This window comes from Rahnella sp. RFA10(1/100) (genome assembly GCF_004195115.1).
GTDB classification, from domain to species: domain Bacteria; phylum Pseudomonadota; class Gammaproteobacteria; order Enterobacterales; family Enterobacteriaceae; genus Rahnella; species Rahnella perminowiae.
This window is the reverse complement of sequence record NZ_SEWR01000001.1, coordinates 272,772-296,038: the sequence shown is the minus strand read 5'-3', so window position 1 is coordinate 296,038 and position 23,267 is coordinate 272,772. Positions and strand designations below refer to the sequence as shown.

Here is a 23,267-nt window from a genome sequence, read left to right as displayed (position 1 = left end):
GATTATGGCAAAAAAATTACCTAAAACCGACGTCGTGGTGATCGGGCTCGGCTGGGCAGGTTCGATCATCGCCAATGAGTTGTGCGACGAAGGGCTGAATGTGGTGGCGATTGAGCGCGGCCCGTGGCGTGATACCGCCCGTGATTTTAACGTGTCGACGGTGACAGATGAGTTACGCTACAGCTCCCGGCAGGAACTGATGTTACGTACCCGCCAGAACACCATTACCATCCGCAACAACCCGGCGCAAACCGCGTTGCCGATGCGCGAATGGGGTTCTTTTCACCCGGGAAATGGCACCGGCGGCGCAGGCAACCACTGGGCGGGGATTACTTTCCGCTTTCAGCCGGATGAATTCCGCCTGAAAAGTCATCTGACCGAGCGTTACGGCGCTAACGCCATCCCGGAAGAGTTGGTTCTGCAAGACTGGGGCACCGACTGGGATGAAATGGAACCGCATTACGCCTCTTTCGAACGTCTGGCCGGGGTTTCCGGTAAAGCCAGCAACGTCAAGGGAGAACATCATGAAGGCGGTAACCCGTATGAAGGGATGCGCTCGATTGAATATCCGACCCGCCCGCTCGATCAGCCCTATGGCCCGACATTGTTTGCTGAAGCGGCGCGCAATATGGGTTACAAAGCGTTCCCGGTGCCCTCCTCCCTGATTTCCGAGCCTTATACTAATCCGCTCGGGGTGAAAATGGGGCCGTGCACCTTCTGCGGTTTCTGCACAAACTTCGGCTGCGCGAACTACTCCAAGGCCAGCGCCATCACCACCGTATTACCGGCGCTGATCCGCAAGGAGAATTTCGAAGCCCGCACTAACTGTGAAGTGATGCAGGTGCTGACCGACTCTACCGGCAAACGCGCCACGGGCGTGGTCTATATCGATTCTTCGGGCGATGAATGGGAACAACCGGCTGACCTGGTGATTGTGAGTGCGTTTACCTTCGAAAACGTCCGCCTGATGCTACTTTCCGGCATCGGCAAACCCTATGATCCGGTCACGTTAAGCGGCACCACTGGCCGTAATTATGCCTATCAGACCGCGAACGGCGTACAGCTCTTCTTTGATGACAAAAACTTTAACCCGTTCATCGGCGCAGGCGCGGTTGGAATGGGCATTGATGATTTCAATAACGACAACTTTGACCACAGCGGCCTGGGCTTCTTTGGCGGTGGCAGTATCCGCGTAACGCCCATCGGCGGAGCGCCCATCGGCTACCGCCCTGTTCCGCCGGGAACGCCGAAATGGGGCAGCGAATGGAAAAAAGCCACAGTCGCCAACTATCTCAGTTCGATGTCAATCGGTTGTGAAGCCAGTAGCTACACCACTAAAACCAACTATCTGTCGCTTGATCCGAACTATAAAGACCGTCTGGGGCGTCCGCTGCTGCGCGTCACTTTTGACTTCCCGGCAAATGACCTGAAAATGGCCGCCTATTGCACCGGTAAAGTAGCCGAAATCGCCAAGGCGATGAATCCTCGTCAATTGGTGGCCACCCCGATGAAAGGTCACTGGAACGGTACGCCGTATCAGTCTTCGCACGTCGTCGGCGGGTTTGTGATGGGTGCGGATCCGTCCACCAGTTCGGTGAATAAACATCTGCAGGTCTGGGATGTGCCTAATCTGTTTGTGGTCGGCGCGTCTGCCTTTCCGCAAAACCCGGGCTATAACCCGACCGGAACCGTCGGCGCACTGGCGTTTAAAGCCGCCCATGCAATCCGTAACTACTATCTGAAAAAACCGGGAGAGATGATCGCATGAAAAAGTTAACGTCATTCTCACTCGGTTTAGTGGCTTTGAGCATCAGCGGACTGAGCCACGCGGCGGGCGATGGCTCTTTCGAACAGGTTGAACGTGGCCGTTATCTGGCAACCGTGGGCGACTGCGCCGCCTGTCATACCGCCTCCACGCCGGACGCCAAACCCTTTGCCGGCGGTGTGCCAATTGAAACCCCGTTCGGCCGTTTAGTCGGTGCAAACATTACGCCGGATGTGCAAACCGGTATCGGCAGATGGAGTTTCGATGATTTCCAGCGCGCAATGTCGGAGGGCATCGGTCACGGCGGAAAACGTCTTTACGGCGCGATGCCGTTCACGGCGTACACGAAAGTGACACGCGAAGATAACGCCGCCATCTGGGCGTATCTGCAAACTCTGCAACCGGTGCATAATGAAATTGAAACCAACCAGTTGCCCTTCCCGTTCAACGTGCGTACCAGTCTGATGGGCTGGAACTGGCTGAACTTCAACAAAGGCGAATTTAAACCGCAGATGGATAAGTCGGCGCAATGGAATCGCGGTGCTTACATCGTTGAAGGTCTGGGACACTGCGGTACCTGTCATACGCCGAAGAACCTGCTTGGCGGCGACAAAGACAGTGAATTCCTGCAAGGGACCGTGATAGAAGGCTGGGTCGCGCCGGATATCACCAGCAACAAACACACCGGTGTCGGTAACTGGACGCAGGAAGATCTGATGCAATATCTGAAAACCGGTTCTAACCGTTTCGATATTGCTTCCGGTCCGATGGCGGAAGAAGTCACCAATTCGTCCCGTCACTGGACGGATGATGATCTTAAGGCCGTGGCGGTTTATCTGAAAGACAGCGGACATGACAGCGGTAACAGCGCCCCTGAGCCAGTAAAAGCTGACGATAAGGCGATGATAGCCGGCAAGAATATTTATGCTGATCGTTGTTCTGCCTGCCATACCCCAACCGGTATGGGCCAGGAAGGTTTGTTCCCTCGTCTGGCCGATTCACCGCTTATCAACCAGACCGACGCTACTTCACTTATGCGCGTAGTACTGGCGGGCAGCCGTCCTGTGGCAACGGACAGCAAACCGACCGCGCCATCAATGCCATCGTTTGATGCCACCATGAGCGATGCCGATGTGGCTAATGTGCTGACGTATATCCGTAACAGCTGGGGAAATGCCGCCGCGCCGGTTTCTGCCTCAGACGTGAAAGACTTACGCGCAGAACTGAAAAAATAAGCGGAAAGCCTGAAAACATAAAGGCCGCGAAAGCGGTCTTTTTCATGAATGCAGCCGGGGAAATCAATGCCGGGGAGGCATCTGCATAATCTGGACTAACAAATGATCATTATTCTGGCTTAACTGCACCAGGTGTTTGCATTCTACTTTTATTGCTGTGAGTTGTTCTTCCGTCAGCGAGTAAGGCAGATTGATATCAATACTGTACATATTTTGCTGCTCAGCCAGTTCTATCAGCCGGACAATATTGGTCTCGTCGCTGACCTGGGTGGAAACCACCTGTAAGGCCAGTGCACGCAAAGCTTCCTGCCTGGATTTTTCTTTTTTCGAACGGGATTTCAGAACCATACCAAAAAATGGCATCACGCCATAAATAGCATCAACAAAACTCCATTTCTTTTTGCAGGATGCGGACAAGTATTCCATATAGTCAAAGGATACTTTTTGACTGCGCGCATCGGGTACCAGGCGGTTTTCATTCATCCCCTCTTCCTCTTCCTGGTCAGGGTCAATCAATTATTTAATCAATGTATAACGCCGAAGATATTCATCTATATAATGGCATAATTCACTGACACTTTGCCAGTCGCTTGCGGTGCTTTGCGTAACGGAAACTGACAACGGCAATATTTCAGAATTTGACCAAAGTATTTTGCGGTTATGGAAAATACCGCGCAAAACTGACATGTTCTATTACGCTAGCACGATAGCGTCGCCCTGCGGGTCACGTTATGCTAATCACCGGATTTCTTAAAGCAGCAAGCCAATGAATAAAATCGTTTTTGTTGAAGATGATGCAGAAGTCGGCAACCTGATCGCCGCCTATCTGGGTAAACATGATATTGACGTGCTGGTTGAACCACGTGGCGATACCGCGCAGGCACGTATTGAAAAAGAAAAACCCGATCTGGTTCTGCTCGACATCATGTTGCCGGGCAAAGATGGCATGACACTGTGCCGGGATTTACGGCCGGTGTTCCCCGGTCCAATTGTGTTGCTTACGTCGCTCGACAGCGACATGAACCACATTTTATCGCTGGAAATGGGGGCCAACGATTACATTCTGAAAACGACGCCACCGGCGGTGCTTCTGGCCCGTTTGCGGCTGCATTTACGTCAGAGTCCGGCGCAGAATACCCAAAATGAACAACCGGTTCAGACACTCCGCAGTGGCAATGCCCTGCATTTCGGTCAGTTGTGCATCGACCCGGTTAACCGTGAAGTGACGCTGGTGGATGAAACGATAGTGCTTTCTACTTCCGACTTTGATTTATTGTGGGAACTGGCGACACACGCAGGGCGCATTATGGATCGCGAAGCGCTGCTGAAAAACCTTCGCGGGGTCAGCTATGACGGGTTGGATCGTAGCATTGATGTCGCGATTTCCCGCCTGCGCCGCAAACTGTACGACAACACTCTGGAGCCCTTTCGCATCAAAACCGTACGCAATAAAGGCTATCTGTTTGCTCCCAATGCCTGGGAGACCTTGCAGGAATGAAAAAGCTTTTCATTCAGTTCTTTCTGTTACTGCTGGTCTGTTTTCTGGTAATGGCGATGCTGGTCGGGCTGGTTTACAAAGTCACCGCAGAACGCACCGGCCGTCAGTCCATGAACGATTTGATGAAAAGCTCGCTCTACCTGATGCGTAGTGAGCTGCGGGAAATTCCGATAAAAGACTGGAACAAGACCATCAATACGCTGGATCTGAATCTGTCTTTCAAACTGCATATCGAGCCGCTAGGTAAACGCAAACTCAGTCCCGCACTGGATCAGCGTCTTAAAGATGGCGAAATTATTGCGCTCGATGACGAATATACCTTTATTCAGCGTGTGCCGCGCAGCCATTACGTACTGGTCGTTGGCCCTATTCCGTACCTGTTTTATATGCACGAAATGCGGCTGCTGGATCTGGGGTTGCTGATCTTCATCGGTTTATCGCTGGCCCTGCCGGTATTTCTGTGGATGCGCCCACACTGGCAGGATTTGCTGCGGCTGGAGAATTCCGCGCTGCGCCTCGGTAACGGTCATCTCGACGAACGTATTGATTTTGATTCGACATCCAGCCTCAACCGGCTGGGCGTTGCCTTTAACCAGATGGCAGACAACATCAGCACCCTGGTTGCCAGTAAAAAACTTCTGATTGACGGCATCGCCCATGAACTGCGTACGCCGCTGGTGCGCCTGCGTTACCGGCTGGCAATCAGTGAAAATCTGCCGGAGTCGGAACAAAACGCCATTAACCGCGATATCGGCCAGCTTGAAGCGCTGATAGACGAATTGCTCACTTATGCACGCCTGGACCGTCCGCAGGTGGCACTTAATCTGGAAAAAGTTAATCTGGCCGAATGGCTGGAAGACAAAGTCGATGATTTCCGGCTGATCACCGCGCGCACGATCCTTTATGACGCGCCGCAAAATACCGATTTCGGCGGCGTGGATTTACGCCTGATGGAACGCGTGCTCGACAATCTGGTCAACAACGGTCTGCGTTATTCTCAGGAGACATTGCGCGTCAGCCTGTGGCTCGACGGTGAACTGGCCTGCCTGCAGGTGGAAGACGACGGGCCGGGCATCCCGCCGGAAGAACGGACCCGCATCTTTGAGCCCTTTGTTCGCCTTGATCCGAGCCGCGACCGCGCCACCGGCGGCTGCGGGCTGGGGCTGGCAATCGTCCATTCCATCGCCGTCGCTTATCAGGGGCGGGTTGCTGTTGACGGCAGCCCGCTCGGCGGTGCCAGCCTGCGTTTCAGCTGGCCGGTAAAACCCACATTCAACCTGGCTGCAGAACAGCCTAATAACGAAAATCAGGAAGGGAGCCACAATGACCAGCGCCTATAAAAAATTACACGATACCTTCGCCCGCTTGTCCCGCTTTGGCCATTTATCGGCGATTGCAGGCTGGGATGCGGCAGCCATGATGCCTCCGGAAGGCGGCCAGGCCCGCTCGGAAGCGCTGGCCGAGCTGAGCGTGCTGACGCATCAGATCCTCACCGCGAAGCAGGTTGGTGAATGGCTGGAACAGGCTGGCGGCGAACAGCTTAATGACCTGGAACAGGCCAATCTGCGTGAAATGCGCCGTCATTATCAGCAGGCCGCTTTATTGCCGGAAAGCCTGGTTCAGGCCAAATCGCTGGCAGGCGCACGTTGTGAACAGGCGTGGCGTATCCAGCGTAAATCGAATGACTGGGAAGGCTTCTCAGAAAATCTCAAAGAAGTGGTGAAACTGAGCCGTCAGGAGGCGCAGTTACGCGCTGAGGCCACGGGCATAAGCCGCTATGATGCCCTGCTCGATTTATACGAACCGGGCATGACCTCGCAGAAACTGGATGTGCTGTTTGGCGATCTCAAAACCTGGCTGCCGGATCTGTTACAAACCGTGGTCGAAAAGCAAAAAACGGAGACACGCATTGCGCCACAGGGGCCCTTTGACATCGAAAAACAGCGCCAGCTGGGTCTGAAAGTGATGGGCAAACTGGGCTTTAATTTCGATGCCGGTCGTCTGGATGTCAGCGCGCACCCGTTCTGCGGCGGTGTCCCGCAGGATGTGCGTATCACCACCCGTTACAACGAAAATGAATTCCTCAGCGCCATGATGGGCGTTATCCATGAAACCGGTCATGCACGTTACGAGCAAAATCTGCCAAAAGAATGGCTGGGCCAGCCGGTTTCCAACGCCCGTTCAATGGGAGTACACGAATCTCAAAGCCTGCTGTTTGAAATGCAACTGGGTTGCAGTGAGCCGTTCCTGAAATCTGTCTATCCGCTGGTTATCGAACAATTCGGCCATCGCGAAGGACTGGACGAAAGCAACTTTATGAAGCTGAACCAGCGCGTCCAGCCGGGCTTTATCCGGGTTGACGCCGATGAACTGAGCTATCCGGCGCACGTCATCCTGCGTTATGAAATCGAAAAAGCGCTGATGGAAGGTGAAATTGAAGTGGATGATATCCCGGCCCTGTGGAACAGAAAGATGAAGGAATATCTGGGCATCGATACCGTTGGCAACTACCGCGACGGCTGTATGCAGGATATCCACTGGACCGACGGCGGCTTCGGTTACTTCCCGACCTACACCCTGGGCGCGATGTACGCTGCACAACTGTTCCGGACTGCCAATAAAGCCATACCCACGTTGCAGGATGATATTGTCCGTGGCGACCTGACAGCGCTGTTCCAGTGGCTGCAACAGAATATCTGGCAGCATGGCAGCCGGTTCACGACAGATCAGCTGATGAAAAACGCGACAGGCGAAACGCTGAACCCGGCATTCTTCCGGGCGCATCTGGAAGGGCGATACTTGTAGGCGGAGGGGCATAGTCAAGACCGTGGGTTGCCACCCACACAGGCCTTAAGGTCAAGACCTTGGGTTGCCACCCAAACCGGCCTTAAGAGGCGCCTATCGCCGCACCTCTTAAGAATCTCCGGCTCTTTTACTGCGCGCTCCGCTCGCTGGCTATGTTTCAGGTACCGCAGCGACAGGCTGGAAATCTTGCCGCTACGCGGTGCCTTCTCTCGGTCTTCGAGCCTTGGGTCTCGAAGCCGCTCCGTTCAGCAAGATTTCTGAATCGCCCGCAGCTTTTTAAAAAATAAAGAGAGTGAGGTTGTGAAGTAGAAGCCTGAGGCCGGTTCCAAAATCACGCCGGAGAGAGAGGTGGAAAACCGCGCATCTTTTTGCGCGGGTTGTAACCCGAACGAAGGGAATCGCGCAGCGGCGGGGTTTTGCGGCTATCACTGCGGCTGATGAAACATAGTCTCCAGCGAAGCGCGCAGTGAAAAAAGCGCGGAGTCCAGAGGCCCGCGCGTTACCGGGTCTCTGGTCGGTGTGGGCCGACGCCCACGGTTTTGAAGTTGAAGTTGAAGTTGAATTTGAAGTTGAAAGACTATCTTATTGATTTTCCTAAAACCCCTCCTTTGTACATTCCGTTACACGCCGAAACCAATCACTCACGGACAACCTGACCTGACACGCCTAGTATTCCTCATACCGGCCCCGCAGTGGGGTGGACACTTAAACAAAAATTCTGAGGAATTAAAGATGAAAAAAGTATTAGCTCTGGTTGTAGCCGCTGCAATGGGTCTGTCTTCTGTCGCTTTCGCTGCTGAAACTACTGCAGCTCCGGCACCTGCTGCTGCAGCAACTACCGCTGCTCCGGCACCGGCTGCCAAGCACGTGACTAAGCACAAGACTCACAAGAAAGTCGCCCAGAAAGCGCAGGCTGCTAAAAAACACAAAAAACACGCTAAGAAAGCAGCTCCTGTAGCTCAGAAAGCGCAAGCGGCTAAAAAACACGTGAAACACGCTAAGAAAGCAGCTCCTGTAGCTCAGAAAGCGCAGGCTGCCAAAAAACACGTGAAACACGCTAAAAAAGCGGCTCCTGTAGCTCAGAAAGCGCAGGCTGCTAAAAAACACGTAAAACACGCTAAAAAAGCTGCACCGGCTGCAAAAGCAACACCAGCAGCATAAGTAGTCAGTAAGAAGTCTTTGTGAGCGTATCTACTCACCATTATCAAGACTGATGATTTAACACCCGGTTCGCCGGGTGTTTTTTTCTCCGGTTTTCTATCTTGAGGTACTGATGGAAGATGCTGCGCCGCTATCTGTTCGAAATCACCCTGTGCTCTCTGATCCTTTGCGGACTGATCACCCTGTTCTTCTACTTCTGAAGTACCCCGCGATGACGCCCGTCATCGGCTCAAAAGGCTGAGTTACCGGACAAATATATCCACCACGAAATATAACCGTCTATAATCGTTCCATAATAACGGCTTCCTGGGTTCTCCCTGTTTTCAAGGTCAGAATGTTATGCGCATCGCGTTACCGCTGTTTTTGTGCTTTTTCTGTTTTACCGCCAGTCCCCTCGTACATGCAGACTCTCCTGATGATGCAGATTCCGACACACCTTCAATCAGTTTGAAAGAAAAAACAGCCCTATTCTTTGGCCACGATCAACGCATACCGGTGGCCGCTGCGGTGCACTGGCCATGGCAGGCCATCGGGCAAATTGAAACCGAGAGCGGCAATTTATGCACTGCAACCCTCATTTCTAAACATCTTGTCCTCACGGCAGGCCACTGTGTGCTGGCACCTCCGGGTAAAATAGACAAAGTTGTGGCACTGCGATTCATTTCTCATCATCAGAAATGGCGATATCAGATCACCGCATTACAAACGCTGGTCGATCCGAAATTGGGCAAGAAGCTGAAAGCCGATGGCGATGGCTGGATTGTTCCGCCTAAGGCGGCGCCGTTTGATTTTGCACTGGTTCGCCTGACGGATGAACAGCTGGCATTGCCGATTAAACCCCTGCCATTGTGGGAAGGCACACGCGACGATCTGACCGCTCTGCTAAAACAGGAAGGCAGAAAAGTGACTCAGGCAGGATACCCGGAAGATCATCTGGATGATTTGTACGTCCATCAGGATTGTCTGATCACCGGATGGGCACAGCCAGGCGTGTTATCGCACCGCTGCGATACTTTGCCGGGAGACAGTGGCTCACCACTGTTGCTGAAAAACGCCGATGGCTGGTCGCTGGTCGCAATTCAAAGCTCCGCGCCGGCAGCAAAAGACCGGTATCTGGCCGATAACCGCGCACTGGCCGTTCCGGCTATCCGCGATGCCCTGAATACCCTTTCTTCAGGGATAATCAGCGCGAGTACTGCGGTAACGATGCCCGCTCAGTAACCGTAAGCATCACCATTTCAGAACATAAAAAAACCGCCTTTGTGTGTATAAGGCGGTTTCTTAGTGTTGAGAACCCGTTAAATCAGTTGCTCCATCGTCTGCAAAATCCTTTTATCCGAGATGGGATACGGGGTACCCAGTTGCTGGGCAAAGTAGCTGACACGCAATTCTTCAATCATCCAGCGCACTTCTTTCACTTCCTCACTTTGCTGACGTACCGGCGGCAATTTATTGAACCACTGCTGCCATTGCTGCTGGATGTGTTCTACTTTCAACATCTGCGCACGGTCGCGGTGAGGGTCCATGGCCAGTTTGTCCATCCTGCGCTCAATCGCCTGCAAATAACGCAGCGTATCCGGCAACCGTTTCCAGCCATTTTGTGTCACGAATCCACGATAAATCAGTCCGGACATCTGCGCCTTGATATCTGAAAGCGCCAGTGCCAGGGTGATATCAATTCGTCCTTTCAGCCGTTTATTAATGTTGAATACTGTCGTCAGGATCTGTTCCACCTGAATGGCGATTTGCACCACCGTATCATTCAGATTTGCGCGAACATGCTCATGTAATTTGGCAAAATCTTCTTCGCGCCACACCAGCCCGCCGGACTCTGCAATCAGTTTGTCGATGCCGCACGAAATGCAGTCGTCAATCAGATCCAGCACTTTACCGTACGGGTTAAAATACAATCCCAGTTTGGCTTTGTTCGGCAACTTCTCGTGCAGGTATTTGACGGGCGAAGGAATGTTCAGCAACAGCAAACGCCGCATCCCGCTGAGCATGGCCTGCTGCTGTTCCAGTTCACTGTCAAACAGGCGGATTGCCACGCTGTCCTTTTCATCGACAATCGCCGGATAAGCCTTCACTTCATAGCCGCCGCGCTTTTGTTCATAGCGTTCCGGCAAAGTGCCAAAACTCCAGACATGCAGATCGCGCTGTTCGATGCCGTCATCAGCCACCGCAGAAAGCGTTTGCTGCACCTGCTCTTTCAGACCCGATTTCAGCGCAGTGAGATCCTTACCCTCACGAAGTGTTTTGTTTTTATCATCGACGATGCGGAACGTCATTTTGAGATGATCCGGGACCTGATCCCATTGCCAGCTTTCCCGTGACACTGTCACGCCGCTCATTTTACGCAGTTCTTTTTCCATCGCATCCAGCAACGGCATCTCAAACGGTTTGATGCGCCCGAGCAAGGCATCGGCGTAATTTGGTGCGGGCACAAAGTTACGACGAACCGGTTTTGGCAGCGATTTGATCAGCGCCATAATCAGATCACGGCGGATCCCCGGAATTTGCCAGTCGAAACCTTCCTCACTCACCTGATTGAGCAGAGGTAAAGGAATATGTACGGTCACGCCATCAGCATCGGTACCTGGCTCAAACTGGTACGTAATACGCAGCTTGAGGTTACCCTGATGCCAGAAATTCGGGTAATCGTGGGCGCTGATATTGCCCGCACCCTCTTTAATCAGCATACTTTTTTCAAAGTTCAGGCTGTCCTGCGGCTGCGTTTTCCACCAGGTATCAAAGTGACGCGCCGATACTACTTCCTGCCCGATGCGTTGTTCGTAGAACAGGAAGAGAGTCTCGTCATCGACCAGAATATCGCGACGGCGGGATTTATGTTCCAGCTCTTCCACTTCGGTACGCAGGCGCAGGTTAGCGCGGAAGAACGCATGACGCGTCTGCCAGTCGCCTTCCACCAGTGCATGACGGATAAACAGTTCGCGCGAGACTACCGGATCGATGGTGCCGTAATTCACCCGACGCGCCGCCACAATCGGCAGTCCGTAGAGTGTCACTTTCTCCGTTGCCATCACAGCGCCCTGCGCTTTTTCCCAGTGCGGCTCACTGTAACTGCTTTTCGCCAGATGCCTGGCCAGCGGCTCGATCCATTCCGGTTCGATTCGTGCGGCAATGCGCCCCCACAGACGACTGGTTTCCACCAGTTCGGCCACCATCACCCATTTCGGTGGCTTTTTGAATAATCCGGAGCCCGGGAAGACGGCAAAACGGGCATTGCGCGCACCGGTATATTCCTGTTTATCGGCATCTTTCTGGCCGATATGCGACAGCAAACCGGTCAGCAATGCACAGTGGATTTCACGGTATTCGGCGGGTGTGCTGTTAACCGGCAGCCCCAGTTCTTTCACTACCTGTCGCAACTGGGTATAAATATCCTGCCATTCGCGCACGCGCAAATAATTGAGGAAATCGCTGCGGCACAACTTGCGGAACTGTGCTGAAGACAGCTCTTTTTGCTGCACTTTCAGATAATCCCACAAATTCACAAATGCCAGGAAATCAGAATCTTTATCAGCAAAACGGCGATGTTTTTCATCAGACGCCTGCTGTTTATCCATGGGGCGTTCACGCGGATCCTGAATCGACAGCGCGGCGGTAATGATCATCACTTCGCGTACGCAGCCATTTTTCTGTGCTTCCAGCACCATGCGGGCCAGACGCGGATCCACCGGCAGTTGCGCCAGCTGACGCCCCAGCGGCGTCAGCGTATAGCGGCCATCGACAGCACTGTTAATGGCGTTCAGCTCTTCCAGCAGACGTACGCCGTCCTGAATATTGCGTTTATCCGGCGCTTCAACAAACGGGAACGCAGCGATATCACCGAGACCCAGCGACGTCATTTGTAAAATGACGGAAGCCAGATTGGTGCGCAGGATTTCAGGATCGGTAAATTCCGGGCGCGACAGGAAATCCTGCTCAGAATACAGGCGAATACAGATACCTTCAGAAACGCGTCCGCAACGGCCTTTACGCTGGTTAGCGGAAGCCTGCGAAACCGGCTCAATCGGCAGGCGCTGCACTTTAGTGCGGAAACTGTAACGGCTGATACGCGCGGTGCCAGGATCAATGACATATTTAATGCCCGGCACGGTCAGCGAGGTTTCGGCAACGTTGGTCGCCAGCACGATACGGCGTCCGGAATGCGACTGGAATACGCGGTTCTGTTCGCTGTTCGACAGCCGTGCATACAGCGGCAAAATCTCCGTGTGCGGCAAATCGAGCCGGTTCAGTGCATCGGCAGTATCACGAATTTCACGTTCACCGCTCATGAATATCAGAATGTCGCCCATGCTTTCACGACCCAGTTCATCGACTGCGTCGAAAATCGCCTGCAACTGATCACGATCCACATCATCTGCGTCATCCACAATCGGACGATAACGCACGTCAACCGGATAAGTCCGGCCGGAGACTTCAATGACCGGCGCATGATTAAAATGACGTGAAAACCGCTGAGGATCGATGGTCGCCGAGGTAATAATGACTTTCAGATCCGGGCGTTTGGGCAGCAACTGGCGCAGATAACCGAGAATAAAGTCGATGTTCAGGCTGCGCTCATGCGCTTCATCGATGATCAGCGTGTCGTACTGCATCAGCATGCGATCTTGCTGGATTTCGGCCAGCAAAATGCCGTCGGTCATCAGCTTAACGAGGGTGTTTTCACTGACCTGATCGTTAAATCGCACTTTATAACCGACCGTGTTACCCAGCGTGGTATCCAGCTCGTCAGCAATACGGTTGGCCACGGTCCGCGCGGCCAGACGACGCGGCTGGGTATGACCAATCACGCCTTTGATACCGCGCCCGAGTTCCATACAGATTTTAGGGATCTGCGTGGTTTTACCGGAACCGGTTTCACCCGCCACAATCACCACCTGATGATCACGGATGGCGTTATAAATATCGTCTTTCTTCTGACTGACCGGCAGGTTTTCCGGGTAGCTGATTTTTGGCCGCGAGGCTTCACGGGCGCTGACTTTTTTCAGGCTCTCGTTGATGGCAGTCTGGATCTCAGCACGTAACGCATCGAGTGCTTCGGGTTTATCAATCTTTCTGGCACCCTGCAAACGACGTTGCAGGCGTTGCCGGTCACGTAGCATCAGCCCGTCTAACTGCGCTGATAGTGCCGCGAGCGGTGATTTCACGTTCACAATTCCTTGTTGCATGTCAGCCGGAGGACATGGGCCGCCACCGGCTGAATCTGAATGGGTGATGAGGAAGGTTTATGCCTTACCTGCTTGCGTCTATGTTAACACAAGGGATTGAACATGCTGAAAACAGGCGTGCGATGCCTGGATTTTAAGTTGTTCAAAAAAATCGATGATAGGTCTCTAAATATTGCGCTATCACTGAATAAGCTTTGTGAATAAAGTAAGTTCCATTCCGGGGACATCGTGGTTATAAAAACCAATACCCTATGTATCACACCGTTAAGGAACTCACTAATGAGCAAAATACTCGTTCTGAAATCAAGCATTCTGGCTAACTTCTCTCAGTCAAACCAGCTGGCCGATTACCTGGTTGCGCAGTATCAGGCTGCAAACAGCGGTTCTGCCGTAACAGTTCGTGACCTGGCTGCTGATCCGATCCCGGTACTTGACGGTGAACTGGTTGGCGCACTGCGTCCATCCGATGCTCCGCTGACACCACGTCAGGAAGAAGCCCTGGCGCTGTCCAATACCCTGATTGAAGAATTGCAGGCGCATGACGTGATCGTGATCGCGGCACCCATGTACAACTTCAACATTCCTACCCAGCTGAAAAACTATTTTGATCTGGTGGCACGTGCCGGTGTGACCTTCAAATACACCGAGAAAGGCCCGGAAGGCCTGGTGAAAGGTAAACGTGTTATCGTTCTGACCAGCCGTGGTGGCATCCATAAAGACACCCCGAGTGACCTGGTTGCGCCATACCTGTCGCTGTTCCTGGGCTTCCTGGGCATGAGCGACGTAGAGTTCGTTTACGCGGAAGGCATCGCATACGGTCCTGAAGTCGCCACAAAAGCGCAGGCTGATGCGAAAACAGCAATCGATGCCGCTATCAAAGAACTGTCTGCCGCATAATTATCGTTATCACAATCTGAGCACCCATTCACTTAAGAATCTGTCCGTTCCGCTCAGATGATGTTGTGATAAAGCTATTGCGCGCTGAAAGGCGCGCTATTTTTTTGCCCTGTGTTTTCCCCGTTTACTTTTGCAACCACTGCCCGTTGATGCCCCGGACATATTCGCCCTTACCGGCTCTGGCGACCAGTTTTTGCCCGGCCAGTTTAGCCACATCCTCGGTGCTGACGTTGTTGTCCCGCGCAACTTGGGTGTATTGCTGCTTGCGGGCGTCGTTGATTTTTACAGCAAGTGCGACACTTTCCGGGTCCTGTTTAAGCGGAGCCAGATAGCCAGACAGCGTTTCACCCACGCGCCCCTGCTGTTTGGCTTCACTGAGCGTTAACGCGAATGCCTGGCTGCAAAACAGTAATCCGCTGATCAGCCACATCAGGCTGATTTTTTTGATGCCGTTCTTTTTGATAAATAGCCCGGACATACGTGCTCCTAGAATAAATCACTTTGATTTTTCAGCAGATCTTCCACATCTTTATCCACTTTAATATGAATTTCGTGTTCAATTTTCACGTTCATGTTGATGGTGATCGGCTCTTTCGGCGCGGCCAGTTCGATACGTGGCACACAGCCGCTGAGCATCATTACGCAAAGCACCATGCCCGGGCCGACAAGTCGCAATTTCATTGTTCCTTCCTCACTGTTGGATCCTTTTTCTGTCCCGCTGCGGGCGGACGTTTTGACAGCGCATCAGCAGGCAAAGACATCTGCTGTTGCAGCCACTCCTGAAGATTGTCGCCAAAACGCAAACTGCGCCAAAGCTGATAGATATTTTCCTCATGGGAATAATTGAGGACGATTTCACGTTTTTCTTTGTTGCCACCGTGCGTCGTGTCGGTGTAATTCACGCCGTCAACTTTGGCCTTCATGGTCAGCACACCAAGATTATCCAGGCTGACCCGCGCATCGGAACGGCTGATTTCCAGATACCGCAGCAGGCCAATTACCATACTATTGGCGAAATTACCGCTGGCCATGGCATCGGCAAACTGCGGATCGAGGCGCAGCGTCAGGCTGCCGTCGTTTTTGATCCAGCCGTTATGAATGATCCATTGCGGATTTTCCACATACAGCGGCAGCTCACCATAAATCACCCCCGACATCGCCAGTTGCTTAGGCTTAAGCGCCGTAAACAGTTCGCTGAGATTGATTTTTTCGAGCTTCAGCACTGCCGCATCATGTTGCGGCATGCGCAGCGCCGACAGGCTGAGATGGCCGCGCAACATATCAACGCCCAGATTGCTCAGGGTCAGCGGCGATTGTTCACTCCACGGATAATGCCCCTGTAAATCGGCCGTCACGTTCTGCATTTTGACCAGATTATTCACTTCGCCGATACGCAGCGTCACCGGTTTTTTCACGCCAAGCTGCCAGACCTGGTCCTGAAGGCGGTACGGCAGGCTGAAATCCAGCCCGCTCAGGTCGCCGTCTTTCATCCAGAAGCCACCGTTTTTCACCACCCAGTGGCCACCGGCCACAAACCCCTGACCACGGGCAGCCGAAAAAGCCGACTGTGCGTAGAAGGTTCCTTCACGTAATTTGATGTTCAGATCGGGTGTGAGCAGCGTCTGGAATGCCGTCAGTTGTTGTTTCGGCCACCAGCCTTCACCGCGCAGCCTTTCGCCGTCCCAGCGTCCGTTGAGTCGGATCGGGCCGATCGGTTTGGCATCCAGCATCCCGCGCATCATGAAACTGTCCGGACTGTCGCCGCTGAGCTGTAACGCCAGCGTGGCAGGCGGCAGGTAGCCTCCGTTCGCCAGCGAAATCTTCCGGGCCACCAGCCTGATGTCCCCCTTAAACGCCGTCGGCATATCAGGATACTGCGGTTTGAAGCGGGCGGAGGGCGGACGTTTCCAGAGTAAAGGGTGTACAAGCGTAAGACGTGGGGCATCGACATCCACCAGCCCGTAATGCAGACGGTCAAATCCGGTCGAGAGCGAATTAATGCTGATCAGATTATCATGCCACTGGCCTTTGCCGGACATGTCCCAGCGGCCATTGAGTGGCGGCAGATGGCCATTGCCCCAGTAATTGAAATTCCACAGTCCGACATCAGGCCAGAATGCCAGCGACTTGCCGCTGAGATGCAGATCAAACGCGCCCCAGAAACGGTGACGGGCTTTCAGGATCGCCTGTAACGGCCCGCTCACGCCCTCAGCGGACACTTTGACCCCTGCCAGCGGCCATCGCGCATCGCTGATGGTCAGTTCCGGCGTCGGCTTACCCCATGCACGTAACAGCGAACCGCTGCGCAACGAAAGCGTCGGATTCAGCAGCGATCCGCTGAGCTGACCGGGCAATGACGCACTCAGGGACGTGGCCTGGAGATTTGCCTGACCGGTCAGGCGAAAGCCTACATCGCTGTCGAGTAAACCAATGCGTCCCGGCCCGAGTGTCAGTACCACGTTGGCCTTGCCGTTGTGGCCCTGCGTCAGCACGTTCAGCCGGGCGGTGATGTTGGTCTGATCAAACGCCGGTGACCAGTCGCTGAGCGTCAGGTTTACGCCCCCGGCCAGCGGTTGCGTCGCATAAGGCCAGCGCCATTGTCCCTGCGTAATCTGTAATTCGTTATTGTTGAGTTTCCAGGGCAGCATCGCCAGAGGCTTATCGCTGCCCTTTTCGGCCAGCGTCAGTATGCCTTCGGTTGTCTGCCAGTTCAGCGTAATATCCAGCGGCTGAGGCACTTGTGCCGTCTGCATTTCGGCATGCAGTTCGCCGGATTCAGGCAACTGATCGAGATTCGCCGGAAGCAGCAGTTTACCGCTGAGCATCACCGGCTGCGGGCTGCCCGGCGGTGTCAGGCTGAATGAACGGATGGCAAGCTGAAGGTTGCCGTCAAGTTCGGCCTCAAGTTTCAGGGCATCGCCGCTGACCGACAGATGCTGTACGCCGTCAAGATTGGTGATCTGAACATTGGCGGCGTAACGTTGCCACGGCGTTACGGAAAGCTGACCAATGCTGACGCTGCCGGCAGGCAGCATGTTTTGAATGTCTGAGAGGGAAAACGTTGTCTGACTGTCGTTTTTGGGCAGTTTTGCCAGACAGGCGGTGTCGACCGTCAGTGCATCGAGCTTCAGCGCCCAGCGACCGGTGTCGTGACTAAGACGGGCATTTCGCGCCGTTGCAAGGGTGCAGTCGCCGGCCAGATAGCGCAGGCCCGGCAATTGCAGATTACCGCCGGACCAGCGCGGCGTCCCCTTCAGCACCAGTTGTGTTCCGCCAGGCAGCCAGTGGCTGGCGATAACCGGTAACCAGCGCGGCACAGTTTTCCATAACACCCACAGCAGCAGCGCCATAATCACCACTATACTCAGGAGTATCTGCGCGCCTTTCTTTAGTCCGTTCCTCATGACTTGCCTTGTCTTATGCTTCACTAAAAGGTCTAAACGCCCGCAAGATATCATAATTAGCGTAATAACTGATGACAGGAATGCCAGGACGCCTGAATCAAATAGCACAGGATAAATTGTCTGCCTTCCTGCGCTCTGCTAGTTTGGTGACATATTGCGAATAGTTTCTGAAACTGTTTATTCCTTATAAAACATGCAGAAAGCTTTTCGCCAGAGATTCAAACTCACTGCGGAGAAACACCATGAAAGTGGCTGTCTACAGTACTAAAAATTACGACCGGAAATATCTGGAACTGGTCAACGAACACTATGGCTATCAACTGGAGTTTTTCGATTTTTTGCTGACCCCGCAAACGGCGAAAACGGCGGTAGGTGCCGATGCAGTCTGCCTTTTCGTTAATGACGATGGCAGCCGCGAAGTATTGCAGGAACTGGCGTCTTTGGGGATAAAAACGCTGGCCCTGCGTTGCGCGGGTTTTAACAATGTCGATTTAGACGCCGCGAAAGAACTGGGGATTTCCGTTGTCCGCGTACCGGCCTATTCGCCGGAAGCGGTGGCCGAGCATGCAGTGGGTATGATGATGTGTCTTAACCGCCACATTCATCGCGCTTATCAGCGCACACGTGAAGCCAACTTCTCGCTGGAAGGCCTGATCGGTTTTAATATGTATCAGCGCACCGCAGGTATTATCGGTACGGGTAAAATTGGCGTGGCTACGATGCGTATCCTGAAAGGTTTCGGCATGCGCATTCTGGCGTTTGATCCGTATCCAAGCCCGCTGGCACTGGAGCTCGGTGCGGAATATGTTGATCTGGATACGCTGTATGCAGAATCTGATGTCATTTCCCTGCACTGCCCGCTGACGCCGGAAAATCATCATCTGCTCAACGCAGAAGCGTTCTCTAAAATGAAGGACGGTGTGATGATCGTCAACACCAGCCGTGGCGGATTGCTGGATGCCACCGCCGCTATCGATGCCCTGAAAAAGCAAAAAATCGGCGCGCTGGGTATGGACGTTTACGAGAATGAACGCGATTTATTCTTCGAGGATAATTCTAATGAAGTGATCCTTGACGACGTTTTCCGCCGCCTGTCGTCCTGCCACAACGTGCTGTTCACCGGCCATCAGGCCTTCCTGACCAGCGACGCGCTGACCAGCATTTCAGAAACCACACTGATGAATATTGATCAGCTGGCGAAAGGGGTGGCCTGCCCGAATCTGCTCTGATCGCATTATCCGGTCAGGTGTCTGAGGCTCACTCAGGTGAGCCTTTTCTTTTAGCATTACTGCCGAAGCGCATTCAGCGACTCAGCACCCGGCTGATTTCCGTGCCGTAACCGGTGAGGGTCAGCACATCATCAGCCAGCGTGACCGAGGCAAATGGCAGGCTGCTTTCCCCGTCGACCATGCCTTTGAGGGTAATAAAATCCGTATTATCCACACGGTCGTAGCCACCCCGGTGATCGTGGCCGGCGAAGTAAGCACGAACGTCGTAACGGCACAGCAATTCCACCAGCGTTTCGCAATTCCACAAGTTGTGGCTGTTAACCGGTGTCAGCGGGTAATGACCGAAAACCAGTACGGCCTCGCGCTGCTCACGCGCTTCATGCAGATTTTTCTCAATCCATTCAAGTTGTTTCCGCCCGACAGCACCGTTCCACGGCTGCGCCTGTGACTGCTGGCATTCGGTCAGTTCTGCCAGCATATATTCCGCTAACTGACGGTCATCGCCATTGGCGTGGTTGCAGTACAAACTGACGTCGTTACCGTCGATGATCAGGAAACGATAACCCGGCAAACTGAAGGAATAATAACTTTTCGGTAAGCCGATGGCCGGTTTCTGCGCCCCGAGATGCTCGGAAATAACCTGTGCGTCGTGGTTGCCGATCACCGCCGCATGCGGGTGACGAAGCGCGTCATAACGGGCAAGAACGGCCTGAAAACTGCTCCAGTCTCTGTCCACCAGATCGCCAAGGGTGACGACAAAATCGAGTTTGAGATCATTAAGCTCATTGATGGCGGTGGCCAGTTTATTCAGGCTGTTGCGGTAGTAACGGATTTTCTCTGGTTCAGCATCGGCGTATTGCGGGTCAGCAATCAGCCCGAAGCGCAGCCTTGCGCCATTGACCAGCGCGTCGTGGACTTCCGGCAACTGATAGAGCGAACTGACATTGCCCAGTGCCTGTTCCTGCCGTTCAGATAATAAAGGGGATAACATGGACACGGTCATAATATTCTCCTGTCGGGATCTTACCGGATCCCTGCCCGCATAAAGGATTGAACAAACTGACGCTGAAATATCAGAAACAGTACCAGCAGCGGTAACACCGTCATCAGGGTGGCGGCGCTGATCAGCGCCCATTGCACGCCCTGCTCCGGCGCAGAAAATAACTGCAATCCGACCGTGACCGGCCGCACTTTGACTGAATCGGTGATCACTAACGGCCAGAGGAAATCGTTCCAGTGGAAGCTGACGGATACCAGCGCGAAGGCGACGTAGATCGGTTTCGCCAGCGGAATGTAGATTTTGCGCAGGATATAAAACCGGCTGGCACCTTCCACCACCGCCGCTTCTTCCAGTACCAGCGGGATACTTTTAAACGTCTGGCGCAGCAGGAAAATGGCAAACGCCGAGGCAAAATACGGCAGCGCGATGCCCGCCAGCGTATCGCGCAACCCGAGCGCACCAATGGTTTTGTAGTTATTCAGGATCAGCACATCGGGGCTTATCATCAGTTGCAGCAGGATCAGCGCGAAGATAAGCCCGGCACCTTTGAGTTTAAACCGCACCAGGGCATACGCTGCCAGTGTTGCCAGAATCAGCTGACAGACCACAATCATCAGCACCAGCAAGGTGGTATTCATAAAGTAGCGGGCAAACGGTGCCGCCTGCCAGGCATTAATGAAATTCTGCAAAGTGAGCGGCGCAAACAGTGAAAAACTGCCCTGCACCGATGCCGGATGAATAGCCACCCAGACCGCGACCAGCACCGGTAAAAACCACAGTAACGCCGCCAGCCAGATAGTAAAATTCAGGATCAGACGGCTGAAAGAAAATGGTTTCACTGATAGTGCGTCCTTTTATCCAGCAGGTTAAATTTAATCAGCGCGATAACGGCCAGGATCACCAGCAGTACCACAGTCATTGCCGACGCGGCCGGTAAATCCCAGTAACTGAATGCCGTGCGGTAAATGTAAAACAGCAGCAAGCTGGTGCTGTTGTCGGGTCCGCCGTTGGTCATCGCAATCACCTGATCGACAATCCTGAAGGCATTCATCGAGGCGTTGATCAGCACGAATAATGTGGTCGGCATCAGCAATGGCCACTGCACCCGCCGGAAGAAATAGCGGCGCGATGCCCCTTCGATTTGTGCCGCTTCAGCCAGTCGCGGGTCGATTTGCTGTAATGCGGCCAGATAGAAAATCATGAAGAATCCGGCCTCACGCCAGACTGAAACCGCCATCAGGCTGTAAAGTGCCGTACCCGGCTCGCCCAGCCAGTTGACCGCTGGCAACGAAAACAACGCCAGCATTTTGTTAAGCAAACCGAGCTGAGGCGTATAGAAAAACAGCCACAGATTGGCAATCGCCACCATCGGTAACAGCGAAGGAATAAAGAAAGCGGCGCGGGTCAGAGCATTCCCCCGCAGACGGCGGTTTACCGCCAGCGCCATCAGCAGCGCAAGCGCGACGGACAGCGGAATGGTGATCAGGGCGTACAGTAAATTATTGCGTAATGACAACATAAACACATCGTCATCGAGCAGCGCACGGTAGTTATCCAGTCCGACAAACTGCGCCGGATGCCCGCTGCGGGCAGCGCTGAACAGGCTTTCCCATACCGTTGCCAGCGCCGGATAGTGGGTAAATAACAGCAGAAATCCTAAAGCAGGCAACACCAACAGATAGCCATAAAGTTGTAATGACAACCCGCGTGTGCGGGTGGCCGGAAGGACCGCGTGAAATGTGCTCATGCTGTTCCTTTTTATCCTTACTGATAAGGTTTCAGCAGCCGGTCAGCCTGTTTCTGCGCCGAACTCAGCGCCTCGGCTGGCGTTTTTGCCTGCGTGACGGCAGCTTCAATCGCGTGGTTCATCAGTTCCTGGATTTGCACACTGTTATAAGTTGAAAGTTCCGGCTGTGAATATTTCAGCTGTTCGCGGGCCACCAGTGCCTGCGGAACCTGTTTCACATAATCCTGCATGACCGGGGTTTCCCACGCGGCAGGCGATGTCGCGACATACCCGGTGGCGATGCTCCAGCGCGCGGCCTGCTCCGGAGCGGAAACCCAGCGGATAAACGCCAGCGCCGCTTTCTGTTGTTCCGGCGTAGTGTTTTTGAAGACGTAAAGATTGCCACCGCCGGTCGGGCTGCCACGCTGCGTTTTCTCCGGTAGCATCGCTACGCCGAACGGGAATTTGGCATTTTCACGCACGGTAGTCAGGTTGCCGGTGGTCGTGACCATCATCGCGGTTTTACCGTCGATAAAGTCCTGCGGCGTGGTGCCCCAGGCAATAGTACCTTTCGGTGAAACCGCTTCCTTCTGCGCCAGATCAGTCAGCCATTGCAGGGCTTCTACGTTGGCTGGCGTGTCGAAAGTCACCGCCGTACCTTTACCATTATCCAGATGGCCGCCGTTGGTGGCTGCAATCCCCTGGAAATTCCAGTAACCGTTTGGGGTGGAAGGAATTTCAATGCCCCACTGCTTCACCTGAGAACCGTCATGTACGACCAGTTTTTTACCGAAATCGACCACCTGCTGCCAGCTGGCAGGCGGTGTGTCGCCATTCAAACCGGCCTTCTCAAACGCCTGTTTATTCCAGTACAACACGACCGTCGAACGCTGGAACGGAATGCTCCACACTTTGCCCTGAATATGGCGGATAAAGGCCGGATAAAAACCGTCGATCCATTGTTTGCCGTCCGCGTCATTCGCCAGATCGCTGACTGGCAAAATCGCGCCCGCGTCGATCAGGGAATATGCTTCGATATCGCCGATTACCGCGATTTGCGGAGCATTGCCGCCACGAAATGCAGTAAGCGCTTTGGTGACCGTCGTGGCGTAATCACCGGTATAGACCGGCTGAATGCTGATATCAGGATGCGTTTTCTGGAAATCTTCCACCAGCGTATCCACCGTGTGACTGATTTTCCCACCGACAGCAATCGGGTAATACATTTGGAGTTTCACCGGATCTGCTGCAAAAGCAGAGGTGCTGGTGATGAGCAGAACGGCGGTAGCAAGACGTGAAAAACGGTGAACAATAGACATAATTTTCCCTTCGGCAATAGGCGTTGTATGAGT

General features: G+C 53.6%; 18 protein-coding genes. 9 read left to right on the top strand and 9 right to left on the bottom strand.

Annotation, left to right across the window (positions count from 1 at the left end; all coding sequences use genetic code 11):
* Positions 1–4: 4 nt before the first annotated feature.
* Both ETV65_RS01230 and ETV65_RS01225 read left to right on the top strand, forming a co-directional pair.
* On the top strand, positions 5–1,768 hold the full coding sequence (locus ETV65_RS01230) for a GMC family oxidoreductase (protein ID WP_129951194.1): 1,764 nt from the start codon (positions 5–7) through the stop codon (positions 1,766–1,768).
* Entirely contained in the window at positions 1,765–3,000 is a 1,236-nt protein-coding gene (locus ETV65_RS01225; protein WP_129951193.1) for a cytochrome c, read from the top strand. Before ETV65_RS01230 ends, ETV65_RS01225 begins: the two co-directional genes overlap by 4 nt.
* A gap of 63 nt (positions 3,001–3,063) precedes the next feature.
* Here the strand turns inward: ETV65_RS01225 and ETV65_RS01220 are convergent, their stop codons facing one another.
* A complete protein-coding gene (locus tag ETV65_RS01220) occupies positions 3,064–3,483 on the bottom strand; it encodes a hypothetical protein (RefSeq protein WP_129951192.1) in 420 nt (139 codons plus the stop codon).
* 283 nt (positions 3,484–3,766) lie between these two features.
* Here ETV65_RS01220 and rstA point away from each other — a divergent pair, with 283 nt between their 5' ends.
* The 5 genes from rstA to ETV65_RS01195 all read left to right on the top strand — a co-directional run bounded on the left by rstA (position 3,767) and on the right by ETV65_RS01195 (position 9,685).
* Positions 3,767–4,498: a two-component system response regulator RstA gene (gene rstA / locus ETV65_RS01215; RefSeq protein WP_129951191.1), complete on the top strand. Its 732-nt coding sequence runs from the start codon at positions 3,767–3,769 to the stop codon at positions 4,496–4,498.
* Positions 4,495–5,838 carry a two-component system sensor histidine kinase RstB gene (gene rstB / locus ETV65_RS01210; RefSeq protein ID WP_129951190.1) on the top strand — a complete coding sequence of 448 codons (1,344 nt, stop codon included), beginning with the start codon at positions 4,495–4,497 and terminating at the stop codon, positions 5,836–5,838. Before rstA ends, rstB begins: the two co-directional genes overlap by 4 nt.
* Complete coding sequence (locus ETV65_RS01205; RefSeq protein ID WP_129951189.1) at positions 5,822–7,303, top strand: carboxypeptidase M32; 1,482 nt, start codon at positions 5,822–5,824, stop codon at positions 7,301–7,303. The genes rstB and ETV65_RS01205 overlap by 17 nt, the downstream gene beginning before the upstream one ends.
* Positions 7,304–8,035: 732 nt before the next feature.
* On the top strand, positions 8,036–8,464 hold the full coding sequence (asr, locus tag ETV65_RS01200; protein ID WP_129951188.1) for an acid resistance repetitive basic protein Asr: 429 nt from the start codon (positions 8,036–8,038) through the stop codon (positions 8,462–8,464).
* A gap of 339 nt (positions 8,465–8,803) precedes the next feature.
* The gene (locus ETV65_RS01195) at positions 8,804–9,685 is read left to right on the top strand and encodes a serine protease (RefSeq protein WP_129951187.1); all 882 of its coding nucleotides are present in this window, start codon (positions 8,804–8,806) and stop codon (positions 9,683–9,685) included.
* Positions 9,686–9,762: 77 nt separating this feature from the next.
* On the opposite strand, the gene hrpA is transcribed toward ETV65_RS01195, so the two are convergent.
* On the bottom strand, positions 9,763–13,638 hold the full coding sequence (hrpA, locus tag ETV65_RS01190; protein ID WP_129951186.1) for an ATP-dependent RNA helicase HrpA: 3,876 nt from the start codon (positions 13,636–13,638) through the stop codon (positions 9,763–9,765).
* Between the two features lie 300 nt (positions 13,639–13,938).
* On the opposite strand from hrpA, the gene ETV65_RS01185 reads away from it, so the two are divergent.
* Positions 13,939–14,556: an FMN-dependent NADH-azoreductase gene (locus ETV65_RS01185; protein ID WP_129951185.1), complete on the top strand. Its 618-nt coding sequence runs from the start codon at positions 13,939–13,941 to the stop codon at positions 14,554–14,556.
* Positions 14,557–14,680: 124 nt separating this feature from the next.
* Here ETV65_RS01185 and ETV65_RS01180 read toward each other — a convergent pair whose 3' ends face one another.
* From ETV65_RS01180 to ETV65_RS01170, 3 genes are read right to left on the bottom strand one after another with little or no spacing between them, the layout of a single operon-like run.
* Positions 14,681–14,986, bottom strand: coding sequence for a YdbL family protein (locus ETV65_RS01180; protein ID WP_129952108.1), 306 nt, complete (start codon positions 14,984–14,986; stop codon positions 14,681–14,683).
* Positions 14,987–15,042: 56 nt separating this feature from the next.
* A complete protein-coding gene (locus ETV65_RS01175; RefSeq protein ID WP_129951184.1) occupies positions 15,043–15,237 on the bottom strand; it encodes a YnbE family lipoprotein in 195 nt (64 codons plus the stop codon).
* Positions 15,234–17,960, bottom strand: a complete 2,727-nt coding sequence (locus ETV65_RS01170) for a YdbH family protein (RefSeq protein ID WP_129951183.1) — start codon at positions 17,958–17,960, stop codon at positions 15,234–15,236. Before ETV65_RS01170 ends, ETV65_RS01175 begins: the two co-directional genes overlap by 4 nt.
* Before the next feature lie 242 nt (positions 17,961–18,202).
* On the opposite strand from ETV65_RS01170, the gene ETV65_RS01165 reads away from it, so the two are divergent.
* Positions 18,203–19,189 carry a 2-hydroxyacid dehydrogenase gene (locus ETV65_RS01165; RefSeq protein WP_129951182.1) on the top strand — a complete coding sequence of 329 codons (987 nt, stop codon included), beginning with the start codon at positions 18,203–18,205 and terminating at the stop codon, positions 19,187–19,189.
* 73 nt (positions 19,190–19,262) lie between these two features.
* Here the strand turns inward: ETV65_RS01165 and ETV65_RS01160 are convergent, their stop codons facing one another.
* From ETV65_RS01160 to ETV65_RS01145, 4 genes are read right to left on the bottom strand one after another with little or no spacing between them, the layout of a single operon-like run.
* Positions 19,263–20,192, bottom strand: a complete 930-nt coding sequence (locus tag ETV65_RS01160) for a metallophosphoesterase (RefSeq protein ID WP_129951181.1) — start codon at positions 20,190–20,192, stop codon at positions 19,263–19,265.
* 20 nt (positions 20,193–20,212) lie between these two features.
* Positions 20,213–21,028 (bottom strand): carbohydrate ABC transporter permease, encoded by an 816-nt coding sequence (locus ETV65_RS01155; RefSeq protein WP_129951180.1) that lies wholly within the window; start codon positions 21,026–21,028, stop codon positions 20,213–20,215.
* A complete protein-coding gene (locus ETV65_RS01150) occupies positions 21,025–21,936 on the bottom strand; it encodes a sugar ABC transporter permease (RefSeq protein ID WP_129951179.1) in 912 nt (303 codons plus the stop codon). The genes ETV65_RS01155 and ETV65_RS01150 overlap by 4 nt, the downstream gene beginning before the upstream one ends.
* 17 nt (positions 21,937–21,953) lie before the next feature.
* Positions 21,954–23,234, bottom strand: coding sequence for an ABC transporter substrate-binding protein (locus ETV65_RS01145; RefSeq protein ID WP_129951178.1), 1,281 nt, complete (start codon positions 23,232–23,234; stop codon positions 21,954–21,956).
* Positions 23,235–23,267 lie beyond the last annotated feature (33 nt).

Coding starts and splice junctions, on each gene's coding strand:
- ETV65_RS01230 (WP_129951194.1), top strand. CDS start 5: ATGGCAAAAAAATTACCTAAAACCGACGTCGTGGTGATCGGGCTCGGC.
- ETV65_RS01225 (WP_129951193.1), top strand. CDS start 1,765: ATGAAAAAGTTAACGTCATTCTCACTCGGTTTAGTGGCTTTGAGCATC.
- ETV65_RS01220 (WP_129951192.1), bottom strand. CDS start 3,483: ATGAATGAAAACCGCCTGGTACCCGATGCGCGCAGTCAAAAAGTATCC.
- rstA (WP_129951191.1), top strand. CDS start 3,767: ATGAATAAAATCGTTTTTGTTGAAGATGATGCAGAAGTCGGCAACCTG.
- rstB (WP_129951190.1), top strand. CDS start 4,495: ATGAAAAAGCTTTTCATTCAGTTCTTTCTGTTACTGCTGGTCTGTTTT.
- ETV65_RS01205 (WP_129951189.1), top strand. CDS start 5,822: ATGACCAGCGCCTATAAAAAATTACACGATACCTTCGCCCGCTTGTCC.
- asr (WP_129951188.1), top strand. CDS start 8,036: ATGAAAAAAGTATTAGCTCTGGTTGTAGCCGCTGCAATGGGTCTGTCT.
- ETV65_RS01195 (WP_129951187.1), top strand. CDS start 8,804: ATGCGCATCGCGTTACCGCTGTTTTTGTGCTTTTTCTGTTTTACCGCC.
- ETV65_RS01185 (WP_129951185.1), top strand. CDS start 13,939: ATGAGCAAAATACTCGTTCTGAAATCAAGCATTCTGGCTAACTTCTCT.
- ETV65_RS01180 (WP_129952108.1), bottom strand. CDS start 14,986: ATGTGGCTGATCAGCGGATTACTGTTTTGCAGCCAGGCATTCGCGTTA.
- ETV65_RS01175 (WP_129951184.1), bottom strand. CDS start 15,237: ATGAAATTGCGACTTGTCGGCCCGGGCATGGTGCTTTGCGTAATGATG.
- ETV65_RS01170 (WP_129951183.1), bottom strand. CDS start 17,960: ATGAGGAACGGACTAAAGAAAGGCGCGCAGATACTCCTGAGTATAGTG.
- ETV65_RS01165 (WP_129951182.1), top strand. CDS start 18,203: ATGAAAGTGGCTGTCTACAGTACTAAAAATTACGACCGGAAATATCTG.
- ETV65_RS01160 (WP_129951181.1), bottom strand. CDS start 20,192: ATGACCGTGTCCATGTTATCCCCTTTATTATCTGAACGGCAGGAACAG.
- ETV65_RS01150 (WP_129951179.1), bottom strand. CDS start 21,936: ATGAGCACATTTCACGCGGTCCTTCCGGCCACCCGCACACGCGGGTTG.
- ETV65_RS01145 (WP_129951178.1), bottom strand. CDS start 23,234: ATGTCTATTGTTCACCGTTTTTCACGTCTTGCTACCGCCGTTCTGCTC.